Annotated in this window: 25 protein-coding genes; 12 read left to right on the top strand and 13 right to left on the bottom strand. The window is 61.5% G+C overall.

The window, feature by feature from the left end:
* Window positions 1-434 precede the first annotated feature (434 nt).
* Complete coding sequence (locus tag WKV53_RS15630) at window positions 435-1436, top strand: BON domain-containing protein (protein WP_341405709.1); 1002 nt, start codon at window positions 435-437, stop codon at window positions 1434-1436.
* Between the two features lie 17 nt (window positions 1437-1453).
* On the opposite strand, the gene WKV53_RS15625 is transcribed toward WKV53_RS15630, so the two are convergent.
* From WKV53_RS15625 to WKV53_RS15610, 4 genes are all read right to left on the bottom strand, one after another.
* Window positions 1454-2854 (bottom strand): hypothetical protein, encoded by a 1401-nt coding sequence (locus WKV53_RS15625; RefSeq protein ID WP_341405708.1) that lies wholly within the window; start codon window positions 2852-2854, stop codon window positions 1454-1456.
* Window positions 2855-3079: 225 nt separating this feature from the next.
* On the bottom strand, window positions 3080-4465 hold the full coding sequence (locus tag WKV53_RS15620; RefSeq protein WP_341405707.1) for a hypothetical protein: 1386 nt from the start codon (window positions 4463-4465) through the stop codon (window positions 3080-3082).
* Between the two features lie 120 nt (window positions 4466-4585).
* Window positions 4586-5485, bottom strand: a complete 900-nt coding sequence (locus tag WKV53_RS15615; RefSeq protein ID WP_341405706.1) for a hypothetical protein — start codon at window positions 5483-5485, stop codon at window positions 4586-4588.
* A gap of 242 nt (window positions 5486-5727) precedes the next feature.
* On the bottom strand, window positions 5728-6177 hold the full coding sequence (locus WKV53_RS15610; protein WP_341405705.1) for a hypothetical protein: 450 nt from the start codon (window positions 6175-6177) through the stop codon (window positions 5728-5730).
* Between the two features lie 200 nt (window positions 6178-6377).
* On the opposite strand from WKV53_RS15610, the gene WKV53_RS15605 reads away from it, so the two are divergent.
* Complete coding sequence (locus WKV53_RS15605; RefSeq protein WP_341405704.1) at window positions 6378-6773, top strand: hypothetical protein; 396 nt, start codon at window positions 6378-6380, stop codon at window positions 6771-6773.
* Between the two features lie 83 nt (window positions 6774-6856).
* Here the strand turns inward: WKV53_RS15605 and WKV53_RS15600 are convergent, their stop codons facing one another.
* The 4 genes from WKV53_RS15600 to WKV53_RS15585 form a co-directional block, all read right to left on the bottom strand.
* The gene (locus WKV53_RS15600; RefSeq protein WP_341405703.1) at window positions 6857-7798 is read right to left on the bottom strand and encodes a hypothetical protein; all 942 of its coding nucleotides are present in this window, start codon (window positions 7796-7798) and stop codon (window positions 6857-6859) included.
* A gap of 208 nt (window positions 7799-8006) precedes the next feature.
* Complete coding sequence (locus tag WKV53_RS15595) at window positions 8007-8573, bottom strand: hypothetical protein (protein WP_341405702.1); 567 nt, start codon at window positions 8571-8573, stop codon at window positions 8007-8009.
* Between the two features lie 215 nt (window positions 8574-8788).
* Window positions 8789-9253, bottom strand: a complete 465-nt coding sequence (locus tag WKV53_RS15590) for an EVE domain-containing protein (protein ID WP_341405701.1) — start codon at window positions 9251-9253, stop codon at window positions 8789-8791.
* 82 nt (window positions 9254-9335) lie between these two features.
* Window positions 9336-9473 carry a hypothetical protein gene (locus tag WKV53_RS15585; RefSeq protein ID WP_341405700.1) on the bottom strand — a complete coding sequence of 46 codons (138 nt, stop codon included), beginning with the start codon at window positions 9471-9473 and terminating at the stop codon, window positions 9336-9338.
* 39 nt (window positions 9474-9512) lie between these two features.
* On the opposite strand from WKV53_RS15585, the gene WKV53_RS15580 reads away from it, so the two are divergent.
* The 5 genes from WKV53_RS15580 (at window position 9513) to WKV53_RS15560 (ending at window position 12252) form a co-directional block, all read left to right on the top strand.
* Window positions 9513-9887: a hypothetical protein gene (locus tag WKV53_RS15580; RefSeq protein ID WP_341405699.1), complete on the top strand. Its 375-nt coding sequence runs from the start codon at window positions 9513-9515 to the stop codon at window positions 9885-9887.
* Window positions 9888-9932: 45 nt separating this feature from the next.
* Window positions 9933-10586 carry a Type 1 glutamine amidotransferase-like domain-containing protein gene (locus WKV53_RS15575; RefSeq protein ID WP_341405698.1) on the top strand — a complete coding sequence of 218 codons (654 nt, stop codon included), beginning with the start codon at window positions 9933-9935 and terminating at the stop codon, window positions 10584-10586.
* A 190-nt stretch (window positions 10587-10776) separates the two neighbouring features.
* Window positions 10777-11184 carry a hypothetical protein gene (locus WKV53_RS15570; protein ID WP_341405697.1) on the top strand — a complete coding sequence of 136 codons (408 nt, stop codon included), beginning with the start codon at window positions 10777-10779 and terminating at the stop codon, window positions 11182-11184.
* An 83-nt stretch (window positions 11185-11267) separates the two neighbouring features.
* The gene (locus WKV53_RS15565) at window positions 11268-11720 is read left to right on the top strand and encodes a hypothetical protein (RefSeq protein WP_341405696.1); all 453 of its coding nucleotides are present in this window, start codon (window positions 11268-11270) and stop codon (window positions 11718-11720) included.
* A gap of 73 nt (window positions 11721-11793) precedes the next feature.
* Window positions 11794-12252 (top strand): DUF6210 family protein, encoded by a 459-nt coding sequence (locus tag WKV53_RS15560; RefSeq protein ID WP_341405695.1) that lies wholly within the window; start codon window positions 11794-11796, stop codon window positions 12250-12252.
* A gap of 81 nt (window positions 12253-12333) precedes the next feature.
* Here WKV53_RS15560 and WKV53_RS15555 read toward each other — a convergent pair whose 3' ends face one another.
* Window positions 12334-13626 carry a DUF4332 domain-containing protein gene (locus WKV53_RS15555; RefSeq protein ID WP_341405694.1) on the bottom strand — a complete coding sequence of 431 codons (1293 nt, stop codon included), beginning with the start codon at window positions 13624-13626 and terminating at the stop codon, window positions 12334-12336.
* 58 nt (window positions 13627-13684) lie between these two features.
* Window positions 13685-16399, bottom strand: coding sequence for a valine--tRNA ligase (locus WKV53_RS15550; protein WP_341405693.1), 2715 nt, complete (start codon window positions 16397-16399; stop codon window positions 13685-13687).
* Window positions 16400-16611: 212 nt separating this feature from the next.
* On the opposite strand from WKV53_RS15550, the gene WKV53_RS15545 reads away from it, so the two are divergent.
* From WKV53_RS15545 to murA, 4 genes are all read left to right on the top strand, one after another.
* Window positions 16612-17745: a M20 family metallopeptidase gene (locus tag WKV53_RS15545; RefSeq protein WP_341405692.1), complete on the top strand. Its 1134-nt coding sequence runs from the start codon at window positions 16612-16614 to the stop codon at window positions 17743-17745.
* The gene (locus WKV53_RS15540; protein ID WP_341405691.1) at window positions 17742-18194 is read left to right on the top strand and encodes a hypothetical protein; all 453 of its coding nucleotides are present in this window, start codon (window positions 17742-17744) and stop codon (window positions 18192-18194) included. Before WKV53_RS15545 ends, WKV53_RS15540 begins: the two co-directional genes overlap by 4 nt.
* A gap of 146 nt (window positions 18195-18340) precedes the next feature.
* Window positions 18341-19195 (top strand): peptide chain release factor N(5)-glutamine methyltransferase, encoded by an 855-nt coding sequence (prmC, locus tag WKV53_RS15535; RefSeq protein ID WP_341405690.1) that lies wholly within the window; start codon window positions 18341-18343, stop codon window positions 19193-19195.
* A gap of 91 nt (window positions 19196-19286) precedes the next feature.
* A complete protein-coding gene (gene murA, locus WKV53_RS15530) occupies window positions 19287-20555 on the top strand; it encodes a UDP-N-acetylglucosamine 1-carboxyvinyltransferase (protein ID WP_341405689.1) in 1269 nt (422 codons plus the stop codon).
* A 62-nt stretch (window positions 20556-20617) separates the two neighbouring features.
* Here the strand turns inward: murA and WKV53_RS15525 are convergent, their stop codons facing one another.
* Window positions 20618-21532 carry a Gfo/Idh/MocA family oxidoreductase gene (locus WKV53_RS15525; RefSeq protein WP_341405688.1) on the bottom strand — a complete coding sequence of 305 codons (915 nt, stop codon included), beginning with the start codon at window positions 21530-21532 and terminating at the stop codon, window positions 20618-20620.
* Window positions 21533-21628: 96 nt separating this feature from the next.
* Here WKV53_RS15525 and WKV53_RS15520 point away from each other — a divergent pair, with 96 nt between their 5' ends.
* Complete coding sequence (locus tag WKV53_RS15520) at window positions 21629-22321, top strand: carboxylesterase family protein (protein ID WP_341405687.1); 693 nt, start codon at window positions 21629-21631, stop codon at window positions 22319-22321.
* 184 nt (window positions 22322-22505) lie between these two features.
* Here WKV53_RS15520 and WKV53_RS15515 read toward each other — a convergent pair whose 3' ends face one another.
* Both WKV53_RS15515 and infC read right to left on the bottom strand, forming a co-directional pair.
* A complete protein-coding gene (locus WKV53_RS15515) occupies window positions 22506-23186 on the bottom strand; it encodes an HAD family hydrolase (RefSeq protein WP_341405686.1) in 681 nt (226 codons plus the stop codon).
* 11 nt (window positions 23187-23197) lie between these two features.
* Window positions 23198-23959, bottom strand: a complete 762-nt coding sequence (gene infC, locus WKV53_RS15510; RefSeq protein ID WP_341405685.1) for a translation initiation factor IF-3 — start codon at window positions 23957-23959, stop codon at window positions 23198-23200.
* Window positions 23960-24013 lie beyond the last annotated feature (54 nt).

Genomic DNA, 24013 nt, shown 5'->3' with positions numbered 1-24013 from the left:
TCGGAGGAAGACGACTCGGAGGAAGACGACTCGGAGGAAGACGACTCGGAGGAAGACGACTCGGAGGAAGACGACTCGGAGGAAGACGACTCGGACGAGGACAAGGAGAAGACCGGCGAGAAGAAGGACCATTGAGCGTCCGCCTCACCTGAAGGGGCCACCCGATGACCGCGGCGCAGCCGCCCTTGGACTGCTGCGATCATTCGCAGCTTTCGAGTGCAGCTTGCTGCGCGGCAGTTCTCGCGGGCCGAACCGACCGCACAGGTCCCCGTCCGCCGCAGATTGAAAAATGCACCCTCACGCATGCGCCCTGCGTGATTTCCTCCCTCCTTCCCTACCCCTTCCCACCCTAACTGTTTGATCCCCAACCCTCCCTTCTAGCGGCACGCGGCTTGCAATTACCTCGCAATCCCGAATCCAAAACCGCCATGAAGATGAGAAACCTCGCTCACCCCCTTCGCAGCCTGCTGGCCCTTTCTGCCCTCACGCTCACCGCCGCTAGCGCCACCCCCGAATTTGTCCTCGAAGATGATGCCGGTCTCGCCGACTTCATCGGCATGACCTTCACCGCCGATGAACGCCTCGTTGGCGACACCATCCACGTCTCGGTGAACCAAGGCATCGCCACCCTTTCCGGCAAAGTCGCTACCCTCAATCAGGCCGAGCGCGCCGTCGAACGCACCAAGTCCGTCGAAGCCGTCCGCGGCGTGATCTCGGAAATCAAGATCGCCTCCGCCCGCCTCAGCGATGAGCAACGCGCTGCCGACATCGCCCGCCGCCTCGCCGCCGCTCCCGGCATCAGCTCCAGCGCCATCACCGTCGGCGTGCACGATCAATACGCCGTCCTCGATGGCCAAGTCGGCTCTTGGGACGAGCAGGAACTCGCCCGCGAACTCGCCGCGGAAACGCCCGGCATCGCCGTCATCGAGAACCGCATCACCTCCACCAACAAGCCCTCCCGCAGCGACCGCGCGATCCGCTGGCAGATCGAGCGCGATATCGCCGATGACCCGCTTCACGATGGCCTCCACATCGCCGTCTCCGTCAATGGCGGCCAAGTCCGCCTCTCCGGCAAGATCGGCACCGCCGGCGAAAAAGCCCAGCTCATCCAACGCGCCCGCGTCACCGGCGTCAGCGAGGTGAATGGCGAAGGCCTCGAAATCGCCCGCAGCCTTTCCATGGAAGGCATGACCGGCAAGGCCCCTTCCACCAGTGCCACCCGCCAGGCACTGAATGACGTCTTCCTGCACGACAAGCGCCTCAAGGGCACGGACATCACCATCGACCTTGATGGCCGAGTCCTCACCCTCGGCGGGACCACCACCAGCGCCGAAGTGAAGACCGTCGCCGAGTCCGACGCCCGCGGCGTCCCCGGCGTCGAGATCATCATCAATCGCATCACCGTCTCCGAAGACCGCCGCGTGGCCGTCCAGTAAGATCAGGGTCAGCTTCGCTACGGCCGGAAGAACTCCATCTCCTCGATGGGACCATAGATCCCGGCCGCTTCCCGAGTCTCATAGACGAGGTCCATCTCGCGCTCTTCGTTCCGGCGGAGCTCTTCAGCGGTCACGGTCACGAGATGCTCTCTGGAGGTCCTTTGAAAATGGACGTGAGCGATCTCCATTGGCTTGCCACGGACGACCTCGAATTCGAGCTCGGACGGTAACGGCCCGGCCGGCTGATTCGACGCGGTGGCGATGATCCGCCCATCGGTCGTGAAGCTTCGGAAATTCAATTCGCGCGTCTCCTTGAGCTTGCGATCGATCACTGCCCGCGTGATCGACGGAATCGCAGCGTGACAACCATCCGGCGAGAGGAAGATCAGCTCGGTCACCCCGTGGCAGCCGGTCGCCAGAGTCTGGTGCTCGGCATACACCATCGGCCAGTCGGCGAGCGGAGTGCCCGCGATCTCGGAGCGCCACGCCGCCAATAGATCCGGATCCGCCTTCTCGGGAGATAGCCATTCGCGCTCGCTCCAATGAAAGACGGTCTGCTCCACGGGCCGGCCCTTCACTCGCGACCGGTGCATCCAGCTCCGCAGGGTTCCCAGCGGACCGCCGCCATGGACCTCCTTCCAAAACGACGTCGGCATCCGGTCCAGGCGAATCTTGAATACCCGCTTCTTCACCGGCACCGGCACATACCCCACCGCCTGCGCCCCGAGCCCGGCAAGCGCCTTCGGGCCCAAGCCCTTGATCCACACCCAGCCATCGCTGAAGCGCGGGCAACGCCACCCCTTGTCAGCCTCTTTCCAGATCGCCACCGCGAGCAGGAGCACCAGCGATACCGCCACGATCCCGCCCGCCCACTTCGCGACCTCCAGGATCTGGTCATATCTCCTCGTCATCAGGGGATACGCGACCACCAGCGGGAAGATGACGAACACCGGTGCCAGCAGCGCCCAGGTCAGCCGCCGCCGGATCTGATCGCGCCGGGTGATCGACCGGATCGCCGGGATGGAGATGTAGCCATACACGTGAGCCGGTGCGGTGCGCACCTTCACCCCGCGGAACAGAAACTGACAAAGGACCTGGGTGCCCACCGCGATCGCGATCATCCACAGCGGCGAAACACGCGCTCCTCGCGTGGCTTGATAAATCATGTACCCCACCATCGGCAGCCCGGCGATGACTACGATCGCCAGGCGCTTTCCATCCATCGGCACCGGCAGCTTCATCGCCACCGGAGTCAGGTGCCCGCCCATGCCGCGGCCGTCCAAGTCCACCTTCGGCAAAACGGTTCCCTCACGAACGACCAGATAGTCGGCCTCCACTCGCCACACGCCACCCACCACCTCCGACGAGACCACCTCTTCCGCGGGCGGTGCATAGGGATTGAGAGCATCGTCAGCCACGCCCGCATTCCAGCCTCATGACATCGCGGAAACAAGCATCCTCCGATCCACCCTCCAACTCACTCCTCCAGCCCGCATCCCACAAAGCCCCTAAGGGGTGTCGACGTTCCGTCGACACGGGGTGGACAGCATGTCCACGCTCCCCATCTCTTCATCCGCGCCATCCGCGCCATCCGCGCAATCCGCGGTCAAAACCACCTTCCCTTCATCCGCATCCATTCGCGGTCAAACCTCCCAATCCCCCGGCATCTCCACCTCCTCGTTCGCACTGCGAATCCCCGCCTCCTGCAACAGCACCGCATGATCTTCCGCCTCCTTCTCTAACAAAGCTCGCAGTTCTTCTTCACTTTCCACCGCCAGCGGAGTCACCCGCTCGCAACGCTGGAGATGCCGCGACCACTGCCCGCTGACATTCCCCCTCACCCGCTGGAGATCGAGATACTCCGGAAGCCGCGGGTAAAACGGCTGATCGGAAGTAATCACACACCTCCCGTCAGTGGTCCACGTGCGGAAGTCCGTCTGCGCCACTTCCACAAACGCCCGCGCCTTCGAGATCCGGTACAGCGTCAGATGACAAAAGTGCCGCCGGTCCGGCGACGCGAACCGCGCCGTGAGCATGCTCAAGTCTCCCTTGGGCGAACCGACGCGGATGCAGCCGAGCTCCTGCCACGAGGCGAACTCCCCCTCGCTGCGCAGCTTCTCGATTTCCTTCGCCATGCCTTCACCCGACGGCAACCCGCGCCGCCGTTCGCTCCAGTGGAAGTTCTGCCGCACCAGCGCCCGCGAACGGAACACCTTGAAGAGCGCCACGATCAGGATCAGCAGCGGATTCCGCCGCGGCCCGAGCAGGATCCCCAGCGGCAGCCGGTACTGATAGAGCGTGTAAACCTTGCGCGTCCGCAACGGCGGCGGCTCGGGCGAGATCCTGGAGAGCTTCAGCAGCGAAGATGCAGGCACACCGGTTAGATAAAACCACCCGCCCGTCTGTCGCACGCACCGCAGCCAACGCTCCGCCATCAGCCACACCATCGCCGCGAGAAACAGGCCCACGGTTCCCAGCACGACCGGTGTCTTGAACCAGTCATCCCACAGATGCTCCCGCTCATAGTTTCCGGAAATGAAAGAGTCGCTCAAGCCGGTCACGACAACGCCGACCAATGCCGCCATGATCATCCCACTCCGCCAGCGATCGCGGCGAGCCCGCGCCTTGAGCCTAGCGATGGGCAGGTAGCAATGGATGTTCGCGATGAGCTGGCTGGCCTTCGTGAAGCGACGGAACAAGCGCCCACTCACGAGAAACGCCAGCAACCCCGCCAGCCCTGCCAACCGGGGAACGACATTGGCGACACTGAAGATCACCGCTATCGCGATGACCAACGGCACCAACAGCCCAAACGCCGAAGCCCCCGAAGCCGCCACGAAAACCTGGTGCGACGAGGTCAGCTCCCCTCCCTCATCCTCCCCGAACAGCGACACCGGCGGCAACCGCGCCCCATCGCGAACCAGCAAGTGATCCCCATGCACCATCCACAACTTCCCCGCATCGACCGCCGCCAACGGCTCCACCGAAACCGGCGGCGCATAGGGATTGAGAGGAGCATCATTCGACACGACCACATTCCAGCGTCATCTCTTCATGGCGGCAAGGATGCTCCTCGTTTGGATTCTAGAGGATCATCTCTAGACGTAGGCGCGTTCGTGAGAACGCGGGAAGCAAAGGTGATGCCCGCCTCAATCCGCCTTCAGCCACCGCCATCCCACCGCTGCCAAGGCAGCGGCCAAAAGGCCACAGGAAAGAATCAACGCATACTTGGGGCCCTTGTTGACCACGGCTCGGGGTGACGCGTTCTCCTCCACTGCGCCGACATCCGGAACAGGAAGCCCCTGGCGCCGCACCTTTCCTGCCACCGAGCCTGCGGAAACCGGAAGATTGTCGACGCCGAGCCCAAGCTCCTCATTCAAGATGGCCTTCTCTCCCCAAATCTCCTTCACCATCTCCGCAATCCGAGGACTATCCGGCGAGAGGCCTGCTGTGCCGGTAACTGAAGTATCCTTCAGGCCGCGACGCTCTTGGGCCAGCCGAGCGACGGAGCTTATCGCCCGCAAGGCGTCCGACGCCAGTATTCCATTGGTCCCTCCCGGAGGTCCATATCCGTAACGCCGGAAGATCAGATCCCCAGTGTCGTCCCAATCCCCAATTTCCGCCTGTTCTTCCTTCATCCTCTTCTGGAACTCTGGATCGTCGTAGTCGAATTGGCCCGACTTCATCGGGCGATCATCACGGGATAGTTCGAGAAGAAAGCGGACCGCCCACTCCGCGCGAAGTTCGCGGATCGCCGTGATGATCGATCTTCGTTCCGCGTAATTCTCGAAAAGCACCGGGGTCTCTTTGAAGTATTCCTTCACCCATACGACGAGCTGAGTATTCTGGGCGAAGTTGGCCTTTGCCAGATCTCCCAATTCGCCGGCATTGGCATATTTTTTAAAGAGCGCTACGGCATCTTGTGGAGGAAGCGACTCAAGTTGCTGCACTTCTCTCAGTTCCGAGTCTACCGGCACGGCCGCTTTGAGGCCTCCAAGCAAACTGGAGATCGTTATCAAGATCGCAGCGAAAATAGGCACCTGCTTCATCGCACTTAATGTTCGATCTCCTGAAGCTTATCTACCTCGTGCTTGAGCAATTTGGACGGCTGGAATCTGAATGTGATCAGTCCCCACATCACAACAAATCCAGCATGATCCCGAGGCAGGGAGGAGCGGCTTGGACTCATTTTCTGGCCTCGGTGGTTCGGGACTAACGGTGCGGTGCAACATGGATGGTGCGTGGCGGCAACGGAAGCCAGGTTCAACCTTGCTGTATTACCGCGACGAGATCACTTCCCCGGCCCCGCCAGCTTCGTCGTCTGCGCGGCATCCATCTCGCTGCGGGTAATTACCACCCGCCCCTTCTCCTCCACCATCGTGAGCTTTTCCCGATAACGCCGCGAACGAAGCTCGCCGCTCTCCTTGTCCCGGAAGACTTCCGACACCCTCATCTCGACCGAGGCGCTCCCATCAGCGGCCAAGGAGATCGATTCAATCGCGAGCCCATAAACATACGTCGCCGTATCGATGGACCGATAGAAGGATTCGATGATCTCCTTCATCTGAGCCCGGTCGATGTGTTGCCGTTCCTTGGTCTCCACCAATACCAGTTCGAATCCCGCCGTCGGCATCGTCTCAAGGCACGCCTCCGCCTTGCAGGAATTCGACGCAAGCGTCACCGACTGCAAGCACTTCATCACCTGATCTTCCGTTAGCCCGGCCGCAAGAGAACCGGCCATGGGGACCACGAATGGCAAAAGTGTGATGAGCTTCATCCTCGAAGGAATAGAGCCCGCGACGATCAAGGACAAGCAAGCTTCTCGCGAGAGAAGAGGTTCACCAACCTCACTCCATCCACCCGCCCAGCTGTTCCGATGCGAGAACCGAGCCCATCCAAGCCTTGCGTTTCTCTTGCGAGGGTTCCTTACTAGGCAACACCATGGAAAGAATAGCCAAAATCATCCGGGTACTTGGGCTTTTGTCGTTGGCGATCCTTCTGATCTTAATCTGGCGCGCCAACATGGGACATGTCGTTCAGCAGGTGAGCGCTTCGGAGAACGGCCCGATGATCAAGATCAGGGTGTTGCAGGTCGCCCCATGGAGTTTGGAGGGGCTTTTGGATATCGGTGGAACAGCCTGTCGAGCAGAATACTACCCTGGTCCGGGGGCTCCGATGCTATTCTCGATTTCGGAATATGGGGAGGACAGTCTTCCGCCGGACTACAACATGAAAATCGAATGGACTAGTAACGGTCGCGCGGAGGTGGTGAGAAATGGCTTCGTGGTTTTTCGCTGGACCGGCCAAGGATGGGAGCAAGTCAGCAAAGGGTATTGATGCCCGTAAATTTCCGACTCACACCTATCAGTGATGCCATCCCTTGAAATTTGAATCTGTTAGACCGCAACCACCTCCATCTTCTACGCATGCTGACTCCGCTTCCGCGCAAACCATGCTCCCACAACGGCCAACGCAGTGACGACGGAAACCAACCCGGGCCACCAACTAGCGGGAAACGAAGGTGCCGGAGCTACCTCCCCGTTCGTGGGCGAAGGAACGGCGCGAGAAATCAATTCGGGTAACTCCTGCTCCTTGCGAATCTCTTCGTCGCTGATAGCCAGAGGCGCAGTCTCCCACGATCCATCGGGCATGAATCGGTATTCCACTTTCTGCCCCAGGAAGGAGAAGGCCCGCCTGCCTTCTTTTATCTCCGCATACCACGCACGAAATTTTGGCAATGCGACCGCCTGCTCAGGAATGCCCTTTGCGGAATCCACAAATCGAAGCGGCGGGTAGGGGGAATCTCTCAGCCCGATGGTCGAGAGCGCGCCAACGGCAAGCCAAGCATTCTCAGGCTCTGTGATGTAATCTCTCTCGCGCGACTTGTCCACCTCGTGGCGGGGAATGTCCCGCTCGTCGTCAAGATAGTGACCAAGCACTTGGACCGCCTCGGGAGACGGCAGATGAGGAAAAATCCCCATCAAACAGAAGCTCCTCACGGAATCATATTTTATCTGAGCAGTCCGCGGAATGGCTTGAGCTTCTTCGCGCTCGCGCTCGATTTTATCAGCGAAGTGTTTGGCATGCCCGGGGATGGCAAGAAGCGCAGCTTGGACCTCCTTTTGGAAGGTAGCCGCTTCGGCTCCAGCATACCTGTAGTCCGCTGGCCAACCGATCCCTCGAAGAACGGTGCCTAGTGTCTCGATTTTTTGAGCAACGGGCTGAGCGTCCAAGTCTCCTGCTTCGGCCAATTGCCCTCTCCAATAAGAAATCCGCTGATGTTCTCCCGCTTCCTGCTCCGGCGTTGCACTGGAAATCATCGTGCTCCCGACAAGGAACAGTAGAAGGATGGTGAATTTCATTTCGTTCAATAGCTTGGCAAGACTTGGTTCCAACCTCGTATCGAGAAGAAGACAAGATCCCTCCCCGTTCAACTCCAGCTTCAAGCAGGCGAAGCCAAACCACGAAGTGGATGGGGTCGGTTCTCGCACTTTAACATTCAGACGCGCGGCCCTAGACGGCTCGAACTCCTCCATCGGGCCAGTCCACCAAGCCCAGTTCCTTAACCTGTTAGAATCCCTCCAAGATGGGACGTTCGGCGTTCCCCCCGCTCGCCTTCTCTCTCGTCAGCTCGAAGGTCTTCCGCCCGTCCTTCTCCCAGCTCCCGCTCATCACGTTCTCATCGTCCGTGAATTCCAGCGTATTCACCCACCCCTTCGCCGCCGTCACCACCACTTGCCGCTTCTCCGCATCGTATGCCATTGTGAAAGAATCTTTCCCGTTGAAGACCCCGCCCTTCTCACTCTCGATCTTCCAGACCTTTCCGTCCGTATTTCGCCGCCACGTCCCGACCAGCAGCTTCAGATCCACTTCACTCTCCTTCCTCGGCAACGCCTTCTCCTTCTCCTTCTCCTTCTCCTGCAACTCCTTCTCCGTCCTCGCGATCAATTCGGCCACTGCCTTCGCCTTCTCCGGTTCATCCGCTTTCCGATAGCGCTCCGCCAGCGCATCCAGGTCCTGTAGATAGGCCAGTTTCAGCCGGCGCACCTCCTTCTCATGCGCCTCCGTCACCAACCGCACCTCATCCGGCAGCTCCTGTGCAATCGCCCCCACGCCCAGGAAAATCGAAAACAGCATCCCGTATCTCATCCTCCTAGCCTCTATCAATCGCCGCCTCGCATGACCATCTCTTTTCCCGCTTCCGTCCGCCTACCTTTTAAGGACGAGCATCGCCCACCCAAAAAATAAGTCCCAAGCCAAACCGGCTCCAGCAGTCGCGGGATAGCTACCTACTTTCTCCGGATCGACGGGAAGTGGCTACCCGCTGGTGATCGCCGATCACGATGCGCTCCTCACTCCTTCCACCCGCCCAGCTTGCACACCCGCTTGAAGTGTTTCGCCTCCACCGGCGTGATCGAAAGCCGCGTGCCCTTCTGTAGCACCACCATACCTTCCAGCGATGGATCCTCCTTCATCTGCTGCAGCGTCACCTCATTCGGAAACTTCGCCACGAACTCGAAATCGACGAGCATCCAGCGCGGGTTCTCCTTGGTCGACTTCGGGTCGTAGTACTCCGACTTCGCATCGAACTGCGTGGGATCGGGATAAGCCTCGCCGGCCACCTTCGCGATCCCCACCGCACCGGGCGGCGTGGTGCTGGAGTGATAGAAGATCGCGAGGTCGCCGGGCCGCATGTCGTCCCGCATCGAATTCCGCGCCTGGTAATTCCGCACGCCGCTCCACGGCTCGCGCTTCGCCTTGGCAAGATGATCGATGCCGAAGACATCGGGCTCGGATTTGATCAACCAGTAACGCATGGCGACAGGACGCCCAAAGGCGCCGTTTTTGTCGAACCCGGAATGCGGAATCTATCCATCCTCACGCCGTTTCCCTCCGGCTTCATTTCAGATCCTCCAGCGCCCCTGCCCATGCCTCACCGGACTCGTCCACGAGCTTCCGGTCGACGAAAGCTTCCAAGGTGATCTGGGCCTTGGATTTCCACTTCTCCGTCTTGCCGCCATCGGATCGTGACAGCATTGCAGCGGACTCATTACACTATTGGGTAGAATTAGAACCATGAAGCCAGTGCCTCCACCATCCAAGATCGGCAATCCGGTGATCTTCGCCCCGCCGGTGGCTGTGGGTGAAGCACCCAAGAGAAAAGGCAGGATTGTCGACGAGGTTTGGACTGATGTATTTCCGGACAGGGAGTGGGGCTGGTATATTTACACTTCCCAGCTAATAGAGTGGACCGATGGAACCCAGTCCATCCGCATGACTTACTATTACCAACCAGAAGGAGGAAATCGCTGGCTGTTCGGAGGCCAATATTCCCTGGAGGATACTCCCGAGATCATCCACGGATTAATACACCAGACCATCGCCAAGAACTGGAAAAGCAAACAAGCCGGACAAACCGGTCGAGGCGACGGCGACAAGCCCTCGAATTGAATCGGAGTCCTGTGCGCCACCTCACCTAAAACGTCCCCTGAAAAATTGCACCTCTACCTCTCATCGTATCTTATCGGCGATCAAGGCCACCACCTCGCGCACCTCGCACGAGGCAAGACTGCCCTGGTCGTTTCTAACGCACTTGATTTCTCGAACGATTCCGAGCGTCTCAGGGCTGGAATGGGGCGGGAGATTGGCCGGCTAGCCGACCTCGGAATTGCCGCGGATCCCTTGGATCTCCGGGACTATTTCGCTTCCCACGGCATCCTTTCTGAGAAGCTCGCGGCAGCTGGCATGTTGTGGGTGCTCGGAGGCAACACCTTCCTGCTGCGGAAGGCCATGCACCTCAGCGGTCTCGACCAATGGATCCAGGGCAAGGTTGACGACAAGCATTTCCTCTACGGAGGCTACAGCGCTGGCGTTTGCGTTCTGTCCCCTTCGTTGAGAGGCATTCACCTGGCTGATGAACCGGAAGCTCAGTCCCACGGATATGAGCACCCCACCCTATGGGAAGGACTTGGCATCATCGACTACTACATCGTGCCTCACTACCGATGTGACCACTTTGAATCAGAGAGCATGGAAGCGGTCGTGGACTACTACCGTGAGCATGATCTTCCGTATCGGGCAATTTCGGATGGTGAAGTCATCATCGCGGACACCCACAACCGGGAACCAATCGCGGCACCCAATTCCTGACCGCTGTGTTTTTGGGTCGATTTTACGACTTCACCCCTTACCTTCCATCAAAGCGCCCAATCCTTGTCGCGGATGGGTGCGCTATAGCGTTCGTCAGAAATCGATGAAACGGATCATCCCAGTGGTTCTCGCGTGTTTCTGCGCTCCTTGCCGGGGCGAGGAGCCAGTCACTGACCCCGGAACCAAACCCGTGGCGGCTCCGTCTTTCGAAAAGCGGGAGAGTCCTGCCACCCTGCTCAAGAAAAACCCGGACGGGACTCTTCTGGTGTCCCTAAGGCCACAAATCTACCTGGACGAGCTCGGATGCGTCATGCTGAGCGATCGGGAGGGACACACCTTTTCCCAGCTGCACCACATCATCTCATTCTCCTTGGATAAGACCCGCTACTGGACCATTTGGGGAATCAGCCCGGGCAGCGGGCCGCCGGTCAAACTCGACCCCGCGACCGATTACAAGTGTCTCATCAAGACCTCGAATCCACCTCAGGAGGGAGCGGCGACACCGTTCTCGATCCTGAAAATCTGGGAGGGAGACAAGTTGATTTTCGAGTGCAAAGAAAAGGCCGAGCCAAGCCCCGCTCCGGACCGGAAGGACTAAAACGTGAGGCACTAGCATCACACTCCGGTTGCAATCGAAGCTTCTCGAGGACCTGGCGTCGGGCTTTTGTCGTTCTGCAACAGATGAAAGCTGGCACCATTATACTCACTTCTCTCTTTGCCGCTGTTCTGGCTTCCTGCTCCAAAACGAGCAAAGCCGACACCCGGAAGGAGCAAGAAGCGGGGTTCGAGAGGACTTTCGGGTTTGATCCTCGCGCGTCCATCACATCAATCAATTATACCAGCCACTATACCCGGGAACTGACGGACGGCACGACCGCGGTATGGCTGGGTTTCACTTACGATCAAATCACATTTCAGAAGATCGTCGGCGGGGGATATTCCACCTCTACCTCAACTACGGTTCCCGACATCAAACCGTCGCCTGCTTGGTGGCGCAAGCCCCCAGCCAACGTCACCATTTATTCAAGAACTCAGGAAGACACCCCGGCAGATGAAGGGTTTTCGTTTGAAGAATATTTGTGGCATGATGAATCAGCGGGGATGGTTTTCCTCTACAAATCCTACTCGGGCTGACGGCAGAACAAGCGATGGAGGCAACTCCGCTGCGCTCCGTGCCTCATCTTAGACGTTCAGCAAGAAAAACGACATGTCAGACCGGCGCATAGAATTGTGGGATCATGTGGGTCTTGGACTGATCCTCGAATGGCCATCCGGGATCGCGATCACCAATCAGACAGGCGGGACATCGTGCCTTTCACCGGAGATTGAAGGAGTTCTCATCCCTCTACGAAACGACGTTACAGTACCCGAGCGCGTCTTGATCTCTCCAGAGAATGAGCTCTACGACTATTTCACCGGGCCAAAGTGGCGTGGCACGGGGGCGACCAACGGAATCGATTCGAACGATGCCGATTTTATTGAGTCCGTGATCAGCAAAGCCAGGCTCTTTCCAACAATCAGGGTGGACCGAGATAGACTCAAGGAGAGCCACGAGGCTTGGATCCATGTCATTGTTTCGGGCGACGAGCCCTGTGATCCTCCGCTTTTTACTGGATTTGGCCCGTATCCAAGAAAAGGAGTCCTGACGTGGCAGAATAGCGACTAACAGTGAAGCTCTTGGGGGCAGCACTTTAAAAGTGAATCTGTTAGACCCGGATCTGCCCAATGCCGCGCCTGAAAGCGCGGACTACTTCTTAATCCGGATCGAAGTGCCGCAGAAAGTGCAGTTGAACCACTTGAAGACCATCACGTGCAGCGCCACGGCGCCGATGTAGCCGAGCAGCGGCAGGTGATGCGCCTTGCGGTTCTTCAGGCAGTGCTTCGGCACATACATCCGCTGGGCGCAGACGCGGCACTTCGCACCGGAGCTCACGAAGGCGTAGAGAATGCCGAGCACCGGCACCGCCAGCGGGAAGGCGATGATCCACGCCGGCACCCACGCGAAGTCTTCCGGCTTCTGATCGGACAGGATCAACAGCGGCGCCGCGATGATCGCGACAGGCACCATAAGTTGGAGCAGCACCGTGATCAGCCCGCCGAACCAGACCCGCAGCGGACGGTCATGCAGCACGCCGCGGATGAAGAAGCGCGATGAAGGCTTGCGGCCGCGGTTGGTCTTTTCCAGCGGGGTGCGGAGGATATTGATCCGCTCTTCCTGCGGGGTGGCAGGACCGGAGGAGGCACGGACCGGCGGAGCCTCGCCCTGCGCATCCTCGATCGTGCGGATCTTGCCCACATCGAAGCCGCGGCGCCCCATCGAGAAACCGACATCCGCCACCTGCACCGCCGCAGTGGCATTCGCCCGACGGTTCGTAGCGGGAGCACCGGGCAAGTCCTTGCGCGTCGATTTCTCGACATACACCCGGACATCCAGATCCCCCAGCGCGCGATTCAGCAGCGGCGCCACCCCGATCTCGGACGGCGCGATGCCGCGCTCGGCGAGCTGCCGCGCCGGGATCGGCAGCGCAAACGGGGCCACCGCCAGCATTTCAGCCACGTCCGGATCCGCCTCGAAATTGACCGGGCCGGCGACGGCAGCAAGCGCCGCCTCACCGCTCGAATCTTCCTCCGCGGTAGGAGCCAATTCCGGCTCTTCCTCGACGGGTTCCTCCGTTGGCAACGAAAGCTCTTCCTGAACCGTCTGGAGAGAAGTGGCCGCGCGGGCCCTCCTTTCGGCGCCCCGTTTCCGCCGCGGACGGTCCGGCAGCGGCTCCGCGGCCACGGCGACCGGCAGACGGCTGCGGGACGATTTCTGGGCATCGGGGTCGACCGCGCGGGCCGCGGCGGCGATCCAGCGCTCGATCTTCCGCCGCTCCGGCGTGCGGGGCACGATCTTTAGCATCTCGTTCGCCGCGGCGACTTCCCGGGTCAAAACCTCGGGATCCGCCTTGGCAAGCGCGTGCGCATCCGTCCAGCCGGTAGCTTCCAGCAGTTCGGCGTCATCAGGTCCGATGCCTTCGATATCAATGAGCTTCGCCATCCCCCCGGTGCGAAAAGAACGTCAGGACTCTAGGGTTCAAACGACCGCTGGCAAGGCCTCATCCGAGGCCTGCCAACATGTCACGTAGTTGCACGAGCTTCCCGCGCCATTCTTCCAGGCGCGCCTTCTCCTGCACCACCACCTCGGCGGGGGCGCGGGCGACGAAACTTTCGTTGGAAAGCTTGGCCTCCGAGCGGGTGACCTCCTGCTCCATCTTCCCGATTTCGCGGGTCAGACGGATCTTCTCCGCCTCCACGTCGATGAAGCCTTCCAGCGGCAGGTAAATCTCACCCACCGGCGTCAGCGAGACCGGCGTGCCCTTCGGCGCATCGTAGGCGTCATCCACCACGATCTCCCCTGCCCCGGCGAGAATCGCCAGGACGGCCTTCTCCTCCGAGAACCACTCGGCGGCGTTCTTGATCACCAGCTTCACATCGCGGCGATTGGCCACGTTGTATTCGGCCTTGAGATTGCGCAGGCGACCGGCGGTCTCGTAGATCGCAGCGGCCTTCGCCTGCTCGGCAGCGGTGTCTTCCGCGGACAGGCCGGCAAGCACCGGCTCTTCCGGCAGCTCGGCGAGCATCAGGAAATCGCCTTCGTTCATGTAGCCCATCCGGAGCGAAAGTTCCTCGGTGATGTGCGGCATGAAGGGATGCAGCAGCTGCAGGTAGCGGCTCAGCACCGTATCGATCACCGAGATGGTCACGGCACGCGCTTCCGGAGCAGCGGTCTCACGCAGGTCGCCCTTGATCGCTTCCAGGAAGAGGTCGCAGAAATCGCTCCACAGGAACTCATACAGGCGCTGGGTCAGCTCACCGAAACGATAGTCGGCGTAGATCTTGTCGAGATCGGTCGCCAGCACATCCAGCTTCGCGAGGATGTCGATGTGGAAGCAGTTGGCCATGCCCACCACTTCGTGATCTTCATCGTCGTCGCCTTCGATGTCGGGAAGATCTACCTCACCCGCCATCTCGCGGAAACGGCAGGCATTGAAGAGCTTGTTGGCGAAGTTACGGCCGCCTTCGATCTGCTCTTCATCGTAGCGCATGTCCGCACCGAGCGGCGCGATGCGCATGAGTCCGAAGCGCAGGCCATCCGAGCCATACTTGTCCATCAGCTCGATCGGGTCCGGCGAGTTGCCGAGCGACTTCGAAAGCTTGCGGCCCTTCATGTCGCGGATCAGCGAGGTGAAGAACACGTTCTTGAACGGCAGCTCACCCTCAAAGCGGAAGCCCGCCATGATCATGCGCGCCACCCAGAAGAAGATGATGTCCGGGCCGGTCACCAGGTCGGTGGTCGGGTAGAATTTCTTCAGCGTCGGCGTTTCCTCGCCCACGTTCGCCATGGTCGCGAAAGGCCACAGCCATGAGCTGAACCACGTGTCCATCACGTCTTCATCGCGCACCCAGTTGCCTTCATCGGCAGGTGCGTCGGTGCCCACATGGATGTCGCCGCTGGTGAAGTTCGACATGTCGAGCGACTCAGCGCCCTTCAGTTCATCGAGCTTCTCCTTGCGATACCACACGGGAATCTGGTGACCCCACCAGAGCTGGCGGCTGATGCACCAGTCCTGCAGGTTTTCCATCCAGTGCGCATAGGTCTTCGCCCAGCGCTCGGGGCGGAATTGGATCTCACCGGTCGCCACCGCATCGGCGGCTTCCTTGACGCAGGGATACTTGAGGAACCACTGCATCGAAATGCGCGGCTCGATCGGCACGTCGGCGCGCTCGGAGTAGCCCACGTTGTTCTTGTACTCCTCCACCTTGATGAGCAGGCCCATCTCCTCCAGCTTCGCGGCGGCCTTCCGGCGGCCCGCGAAACGCTCGAGTCCGTGGATCTCCGGCACCTCCGGGCAATTCACATGACCATCCGGTGTGAGCACGTCGATGATCTCAAGATTGTGGCGGATGCCGATTTCGAAGTCGGCCTTGTCGTGCGCCGGCGTGATCTTCAGCGCGCCGGTGCCGAACTCGATGTCCACGTGATCGTCCGCGATCACCGGGATCGCGGCGTGCGGGAATGGACGGTTCACCGTGCGGCCCACATACTTCGCGAAGCGCGGGTCCTTCGGGTTCACCGCCACGGCCACGTCGCCCATGAGAGTCTCCGGACGCGTGGTGGAAATTTCGAGGAACTCGCCGGGAGCATCCGTGAGCTCATACTTCATGAAGAAGAGCTTCGAGTTCTGCTCCTTCATGATCACCTCTTCATCGGACAGCGCGGTGAGGGACACCGGGCACCAGTTCACGATGCGCTTGCCGCGATAGATCAGGCCTTCCTTGAACAGCTCCACGAACACATGGCTCACCCACTTCGTGTAGGACTCATCCATGGTGAAGCGCTCGCGGCTCCAATCGCAGGAGCAGCCGAGGCGCTTGAGCTGGCTGATGATGATGTTGCCGTGCTTCTCCTTGAAATCCCACACGCGCTTGAGGAACTCATCGCGCCCCAGATCGCGGCGCGTCTTGCCTTCCTTCTCACGCAGCTCGCGCTCCACCTTCGCCTGCGTCGCAATGCCGGCGTGGTCGGTGCCGGGCAGCCACAGCACTTCCTTCCCCTTCTGGCGGGCGCGGCGGGCGAGGATGTCCTGGATGGTGTTATTCAGGACGTGGCCGAGATGCAGGATGCCGGTGACATTCGGAGGCGGGATGACGATCGAGTACGCCTCTTTTTCCGAGGTCGGATCGGCTTCAAAGCACTTCCCTTCGAGCCAAGCGGCGTACCACTTGGCTTCCACCTCTTGGGGTTCATAGGCTTTCGGCAATTCGGACATGAGCGCGGACCCATGCCAGAGGGGCCGGTATTTGTAAAGGGGTGGGGCGAAGGAACCGCTCCCGGGTCGAACGTGGACCGAAAACCGGCTACTTTGCCCAAATGACCTGGCCCGCAGCCCCGCGAGCGCGAAAAACATCGCCCAAGGCTGATTCCCCGGCCTCCCCACGTTCCATGTTGGACGTCCGCCGCCCGTTGCCCTCCAATCCCCCCGTGACCGGCCCCGTCGAACTTCTCCAGCAGCTCGTCCGCATTCCCTCGGTCAATCCGGACAATCCGCCCGGCACCGACAACGCCAATACCGGCGAAGCCGCCTTGGCCGATTTCCTCAAGGCCTGGCTCACCGATCTCGGCGCGGATGTCGCGCTGGAGGAAATCAAGCCCGGCCGCCCGAACTTGATCGCCCGCTTCGCTCCGCGCGATGGCCGGCCGCGCATCCTCCTCGGCCCGCACCTCGACACCGTCGGCGTCGGTGCCATGACCATCGACCCCTTCGGCGGCGAAATCCGTGACGGCCGGATGTGGGGCCGCGGCACCTCCGACACCAAGGGCCCGATGGCCGCCATGCTCTGGGGCCTGAAGGAAAATCTCTCCATCCTCGGCAAGCTGCCCGTCGCCGTCGATTTCGTCGCCTTCATGGGCGAGGAATCCGGCCAATGGGGCTCCAAGGATTTCGCAAAGCACCACGCGCACGACTACTCCTTCGCCATCGTCGGCGAGCCAACGTCGCTCGATATCGTTCACACCACGAAGGGCTCGCTCTGGGCCACGCTAAAAGCCACCGGCAAGGCCGCCCATTCCTCCCAACCCGAGCGCGGCGACAATGCCGCCATGAAACTCGCCCGCGCCCTCGACATCCTTGAGCGCGAACTCTCCGCCGAGCTCGCCACCTACACCCACCCCGTCCTCGGCCGCTCAACCATCAATGTCGGAGTCCTCCGCGCCGGCTCGCGCCCGAACATCGTGCCCGACCTCGCCGAAGCCGAGATCGACATCCGCATCACGCCCGCCCTGCGCGATGCCGGCGGCGCGCTCGCATTGCTCGAAAAGACCATCGCCCGTCTCGCCCTCCCGCTGGAGATCGTGAAGCCGAAGGAAAACCACCCCATGGAAACTCCCGCCGGGCATCCATGGATCGCCCGCATTCAGAAAGCACGAGCCGCCTCCAAACCAGTCGGCGCGCCATGGTTCTCCGATGCCGCCCACCTGGCCGAAGTCGGCCTCGCCTCCGTCTGCATGGGCCCCGGCTCCATTGACCAGGCACACACCTGCGACGAGTTCATCGACATCGCCGCTCTTGAGGAAGGCGCTGCGTTCTTCACGGACTTCGTGAAATCGCTGGCATGAAGAGCCGCATCACAGCGCTCATCCTGGCGGCCGCGTTCATCACAAGCTGCGCGTCCTCTTCCAACTCCTCCCTGCCCACACCTTTTCCTGAAGTCGAGGACCACCCGAGCCTCCACGGCCAGACTTACATGCATGGCGACGGCATCCCGGATGCTGCGGAGATCCACCACATCTTCTTCGCCGCCTACTCCCGCTCGCGCGTCAAGATGCTCGGCGGTGAAGACCTCGAAACCATCGCCCTCAACATGGTCGCTCTCCGCGCCCGTCTCGGCGACGAAGCCTTCGCCACCGCTCTGGCCAAGGAACACCCCGCGGTGATCTATGCCGTTGGCGGACACCTCGGCAAAGAATCCGGCAATCCCGCCTTCCCCGCCACCGCCAAGCTCATCGCGGCCAATCCGCACTACCAACTGGAACTCGACCAAGCCGCCGTCGAGTTCGGATCATAGGGGGCCGCTCCAACACCATTCCGGCACCATAGCGCATCTTCCGAGCTCCACTCAGGCGATCCACTTCCCGCCCCGCCCGATTCACCGATCTTTCATCGCTCAAGTCTTGCGTCTTGTGCCTGCAGGTCTTCTGTCTACCCCCGCGCATGACCACCGTCCTCGAGACCCTCGACAAGGGCACCGCCTATCTCACGAAAAAGGGCATCGAGGACGCGCGCAGGAACATGCAGATGCTGATCTCCCACCAGCTTTCCTGCACGCGCATGGACCTCTACCTGCGCTTTGATCAGCCGCTGGAAGAAACCGATCTCGCCCCGCTCCGCGAACTCCTGAAAAAGCGCGGCGAAGGCGTCCCCATCCAGCACTTGATCGGCTACGTCACCTTCCACCGCCGCGATTTTAAAACCGACGCCCGCGCCCTCATCCCCCGCCCCGAGACCGAGGAACTCGCCGAGTGGCTCATCAAAAACGCCAAGCTCCCCGACAGCCCGCGCATCCTTGACATGGGCTGCGGCACCGGCGTCCTCGGCCTCACCCTCGCCGGGGATTTCCCGAACTCCCACGCAACGCTCGCCGACGTCTCACCCGACGCCCTTTCCCTCGCCCGCGAAAACGCCGCCGAACTGGAAATCACCAACGTCACCTTCGCCGAAAGCGACCTCTTCTCCGCCCTCGGCAGCCAGACCTTCGACCTCATCGTCGCCAATCTCCCCTACGTCCCGGAAACCGACCGCCCCACCTTGGCCAAGGAACTCGCCTACGATCCCGACCTCGCCCTCTTTAGCGGCCAAGACGGGCTGGACCTCATTCGCCGCTTCATCCCCGAAGCTGCAAAACGCCTCAATCCCGGCGGCTGGCTCGCCCTCGAAATCGGCACCCACCAATCCACCGAAGTCGAATCCCTTCTCCGTGCGGCATCTCTGACCGACGTCTTGACTCTCAAGGACCTTTCCGGCATCCCCCGCTTCCCGGTCGCGCGATTTTCAGCTCCTGAAAACTGAACGCGGCAGGAGCGATAGCGACCCTCTCATCCGCAAAGCGGCAAATATGCGTAGCCCGTAGGGCAATGCTGCAAACTAGCAAACTTCATCAATGGACAAGCTCATCGTTCACGGCGGCACCCCGATCCACGGGGCCATCACGATTTCCGGATCGAAAAACGCCTCGCTCCCGATTCTCGCCGCCACCCTGCTGACCGATGAGGACTGCGTGATCCGCCGCGTGCCCGATGTCTCGGACACGAATTACATGGTGCAGATCCTCACCGCCCTCGGTGCGGACGTGGAGCGCTTCTCCGGCACCGTGCGCGTCACCGCCGCCGATATTTCCGACACCGCCGACTACGAGATCGTGCGCCGCATGCGCGCCTCCGTCTGCGTGATGGGTCCGCTCCTCGCGCGGAAGCGCCGCTGCGTCGTCGCCCTGCCCGGCGGCTGCGTCATCGGCGACCGCCCGGTCGACCTGCACGTCCGCGGCCTCGAAGCTCTCGGCGCGAAGGCGGAAATCGAAGGCGGCAACGTCGTCCTCTCCGCCCCCGATGGCCTCAAGGGCGCGACCATCGACCTCTGCGGCCCGATGGGACCGACCGTGCTCGGCACCGACAACGTGATGATGGCCGCCACCCTCGCGGAAGGCATCACCACCATCACCTCCGCCGCCTGCGAACCCGAGGTCGTCGACCTCGCCGATTTCCTCAACGCCATGGGCGCCAAGATCCGCGGCGCGGGCACCCCGGTCATCACGATCGAAGGCGTGTCGAAGCTGAAGGGCTGCGTTCACAACGTCATCCCGGACCGCATCGAAGCCGGCACCTTCATGGCCGCCGCCGCCCTCGCCGGCGAAGGCGTCACCCTGCGCCGCATCCGCCACGAGCACCTCACCGCCATCACCGCCACGCTCCGCAAGGCAGGCCACCAGGTTCACTTCAATGACGTCGGCGACGCCTGCACCGTGCTCCGCGGCGACAATCCGATGCCCGCGGAAATCGTCACCGAGCCTTACCCCGGTTACCCCACCGACATGCAGGCGCAGATGACCGCGCTCTTCGCCACCACACCCGGCACCAGCATCGTCGTCGACACCATCTTCCCGCAGCGCTTCATGCACTGCGCCGAGCTGAAGCGCATGGGCGCCGATATCCAAGTCGCAGATGGCAAGGCCGTCATCAAGGGCGTCGAGCAACTCAGCGCCGCCCCCGTCATGGCCAGCGACCTCCGCGCCTCCGCCGCCCTCGTCCTCGCCGCCCTAACAGCGAAAGGTTCCACCGAGATCCGCCGCCTCTATCACATCGACCGCGGCTACGAGCACATCGACGAAAAGCTCCAGGCCCTCGGCGCAAACGTCGAGCGAGTGCGGGAATAAGGAGTGTCGACATTCTGTCGACACGGCGTGGACAGGATGTCCACGCCCCTTACCTCCTTACATCACGCGTGAATCAACCGCGTGATCTCCAGCGCCAGCTCCAGCGCCGCAGTCCCCTGCTGCCCCGTCACCGCCGGATCATGCCCATGCGCCACGCTCGCGATGAACGCCGCCAGTTCCAGCTTCAGCGGCTCATCCTTCTCCACTTCCACCTCCGCGCGCTGGATGCCCATCCCTTCCTTCCAATGGATCTGCCCCGCTTGCTCCTGGTAATCCAGTGAGAGATAGCAGTCGGATTGGAATACCCGGATCTTCCGCATCTTCTCCGGGCTGATCCGGCTCGCCGTCACATTCGCCACGCAGCCATTCTCGAAACGAATGCGCGCGTTCGCAATATCCTCGGACTTCATCAACACCGGCACGCCCACCGCATCGATGCTCGCCACCGGCGAACGCACCAGGTGCAGGATCACCTCGATGTCATGGATCATCAGATCCAGCACCACCCCGATATCGATGCTCCGATTCGGGAACGGCGAAAGCCGGTGCGCTTCGATGAAAACCGGATTCGTCAGCCGCTGCTCCAGTTGCCGCAGCACCGGATTGAAGCGCTCGATGTGCCCCACCTGAAGGATCCGCCCCGTCCGCTTCGAAGTCTCAACAAGCGCCGTGGCATCCTCCACAGACGGCGCAATCGGCTTCTCCATCAGCACATGCGCACCCAGCTCCATCAAACGGCATCCGACCTCCCGGTGCGCAATCGTCGGCACCGCCACGCTGATCGCCTCCGCCCGCTCGGCGAGCTCCTCCAGCGAGGAAACCGGCTCCGCCCCAAATTCATCCGCCACCGCCTTCGCGCGCTCCGGATCGGCATCATAGATCGCGCAGAGCTTCGCACCCGGGATCAGGCTGTAAACGCGGGCGTGGTTGCGCCCCATCGACCCAGTCCCGGCAACCCCTGCACGAATGATTTCCATGCGCGTTAGCTAGGCCGGTCGAGGCGACCGCGGCAAGCCCCCGGACGGGCATCATTCCCCCTTGGCTTTTCGGCCGGCTCTGACTGGAGTGTATCCATGCGATTCCTCGCGTTCCTACTCCTGCTGCCGTTCGCCGCCTTCGCGGCCCCCACCGAATCCAAGGAAACCCTCGAATGGAAAAAGGGCGAAAACATCCCCTACCTCCAGTTCCTCCCCGAGGGCTACGCCGACACCAAGGATCCCCTGCCACTCGTCATCTTCCTCCACGGCTCCGGCGAGCGCGGCACCGATCTCGAAAAGATCAAGAAACACGGCCCGCCGAAGTTCGCGATGAACAACCACGGCCTGCCCTTCATCCTCGCCGCACCGCAGTGCCCGGACGGCCGCTGGTGGAATCCCGATGAAGTCCTCGCCCTCACCCACCATCTCATGAAAACCCTCCGGGTGGACCCGAAGCGCGTCCACCTCACCGGCATCAGCATGGGCGGCTACGGCACTTGGGCCTGCCTCGCCAAGGAGCCCAAGCTCTACGCCAGCGGCGTGCCGATCTGCGGCGCAGGCGACCCAGCCGCCGCGAAGGACCTCAAGGAAATCCCCATCTGGGCCTTCCACGGCGAAAAGGACCCCGCCGTCCCCGTCGAAAAAACCCGCGAAATGGAAGACGCCATCCTCAAGGCCGGCGGCAAGAAATTCCGCTCCACCTACTACCCCGAAGAAGGCCACGAATCCTGGAATCCCGCCTACGCCGATCCCTCTCTCCTCGCGTGGATGATGCTGCAGAGCCGTTAGACAACAGCCTGAAATAGCTAAGGCGCAAGCGAAGCGCAGCTCCGTATTAAGGGGTGTCGACGTTCCGTCGACACGGTGTGGACGAAACGTCCACACTCCTTATGGACTCGCCTTTCCTCTTGGCTATTCCACCGCTGCGCCGCGGGCCCGAAAAACATGCAAACACGGCTCGCGGCGTTTGCCCTCAAACACCCGCAAACATCCCCAGCACCACTGGATCATCCAGCCGCTCCACCACCACATCAGCCCCGCATTCCCGCAGCTGCTCCGCGTTGAACTTCCCCGTCGCCACGGCAAGGCACCGCGCCCCCATCGCCTTCGCACAAGCCACATCCTTCGGCGTATCCCCGATCACCAGCGTCTCCGCGGCCGTGAAATCACGCCCCGCATGAGCCGCCGCACGCGCTAGCGCCACCGGCCCGAGCAAATTCCGGTCCGCATGGTCACACCCATACGCCCCGAAGGCGAAATGCGCATCCAACCCGTAGTGCCGCATCTTCGCCGCCGCACCACCCGCGATGTTCCCCGTTAGAAGACCCACCGTCACCTCCGGCAAGCGCGACAAGCTCTCCAATAACTCCGCCGCACCCGGCAACACCCGGCCGGCATAGCCTCCACCCGCGAGGTTCTTTTCCAAGTGCCGCAGGTAGCAGGCAAAAAACGCAGCCTCCTCCTCCGGGCCATGAGCCCGGTCAAAGTGAGCCAGGATCCCCGCCAGCACACCGAGATCGGTGCTGCCGGCGAGATCCAGCTCGGGCCCGCTGCCGCCGAAGCATTCCTCGGCAGCTTCCTGCAAGGCCCGCATCCCGGCACCACCGGTATCTACCAGGGTGCCGTCGATGTCGAACAGCCAGAGCTTTACCACCGGGCTGGGCCTCAGTCCTTTTCGGCCGCGGCTTCTTCCTTCGCTTCCTCCTTGGCGTCTTGCGCCTTGGATTCCGCTTCGGTCAGGCCTTCGGGCTGCTCGTCTTCGTGGAGACCTTCGTCTTCCTCGAAGTCGTCTTCCTCCATCAGCTCGCCGTGATAGAGATGGAACCTCCGCTTGCGCTGGTGCGCGGGCAGCGGCGAGAGCGTCATGCCGACGGCACGGCCATTCAGGCGCGGCTCCTGGTCGACGTGGGCGATCTGCTTCAGGTCCTCGATGATGCGCTTCATCATCACGAAGCCGAGCTCCTTGTGAGCGTTTTCGCGACCGCGGAATTGCAGCACCATGCGCACCTTGTGCCCGGTATCGAGGAAGGTCTCGGCACGGCCCATCTTGATGTTGTAGTCGTGTGTGCCGGTACCCACGCGGAATTTCACTTCCTTCATGCGGGTCGAGCTCTTCGACTTCACCTTCTTCAGCTTCGACTGCTCGTACTTGTATTTGCCGTAGTCGACAATGCGGCAGACCGGCGGATCCGCGTTCGGGGCGATCTCGACCAGGTCGAGCCCGATCATTTTCGCTTTCTCGAGCGCTTCCCGGGAGCTCATCACCCCCATCTGGTCACCGTTGAACAGTACGACACGCACCTTGGGCGCGCGGATCCGGTCGTTGATGCGCGTCATGTCGCGCTGCTGACGACCCTTGAAGTTACCTTTTGATGGCTTGGCGATGGCTGTATCCTCCGTGGGGTTCAATGCGACGCGGGCTGGCACGGAGAGACCGCACCTTCACCTGCGAAGAGCTTTAGGGAACGCTGGCCGTGATCC

The organism is Luteolibacter sp. Y139 (assembly GCF_038066715.1).
GTDB classification, from domain to species: domain Bacteria; phylum Verrucomicrobiota; class Verrucomicrobiia; order Verrucomicrobiales; family Akkermansiaceae; genus Haloferula; species Haloferula soli.
The sequence above is the reverse complement of the archived record's forward strand: the minus strand, read 5'-3'. Positions and strand labels throughout refer to the sequence as shown.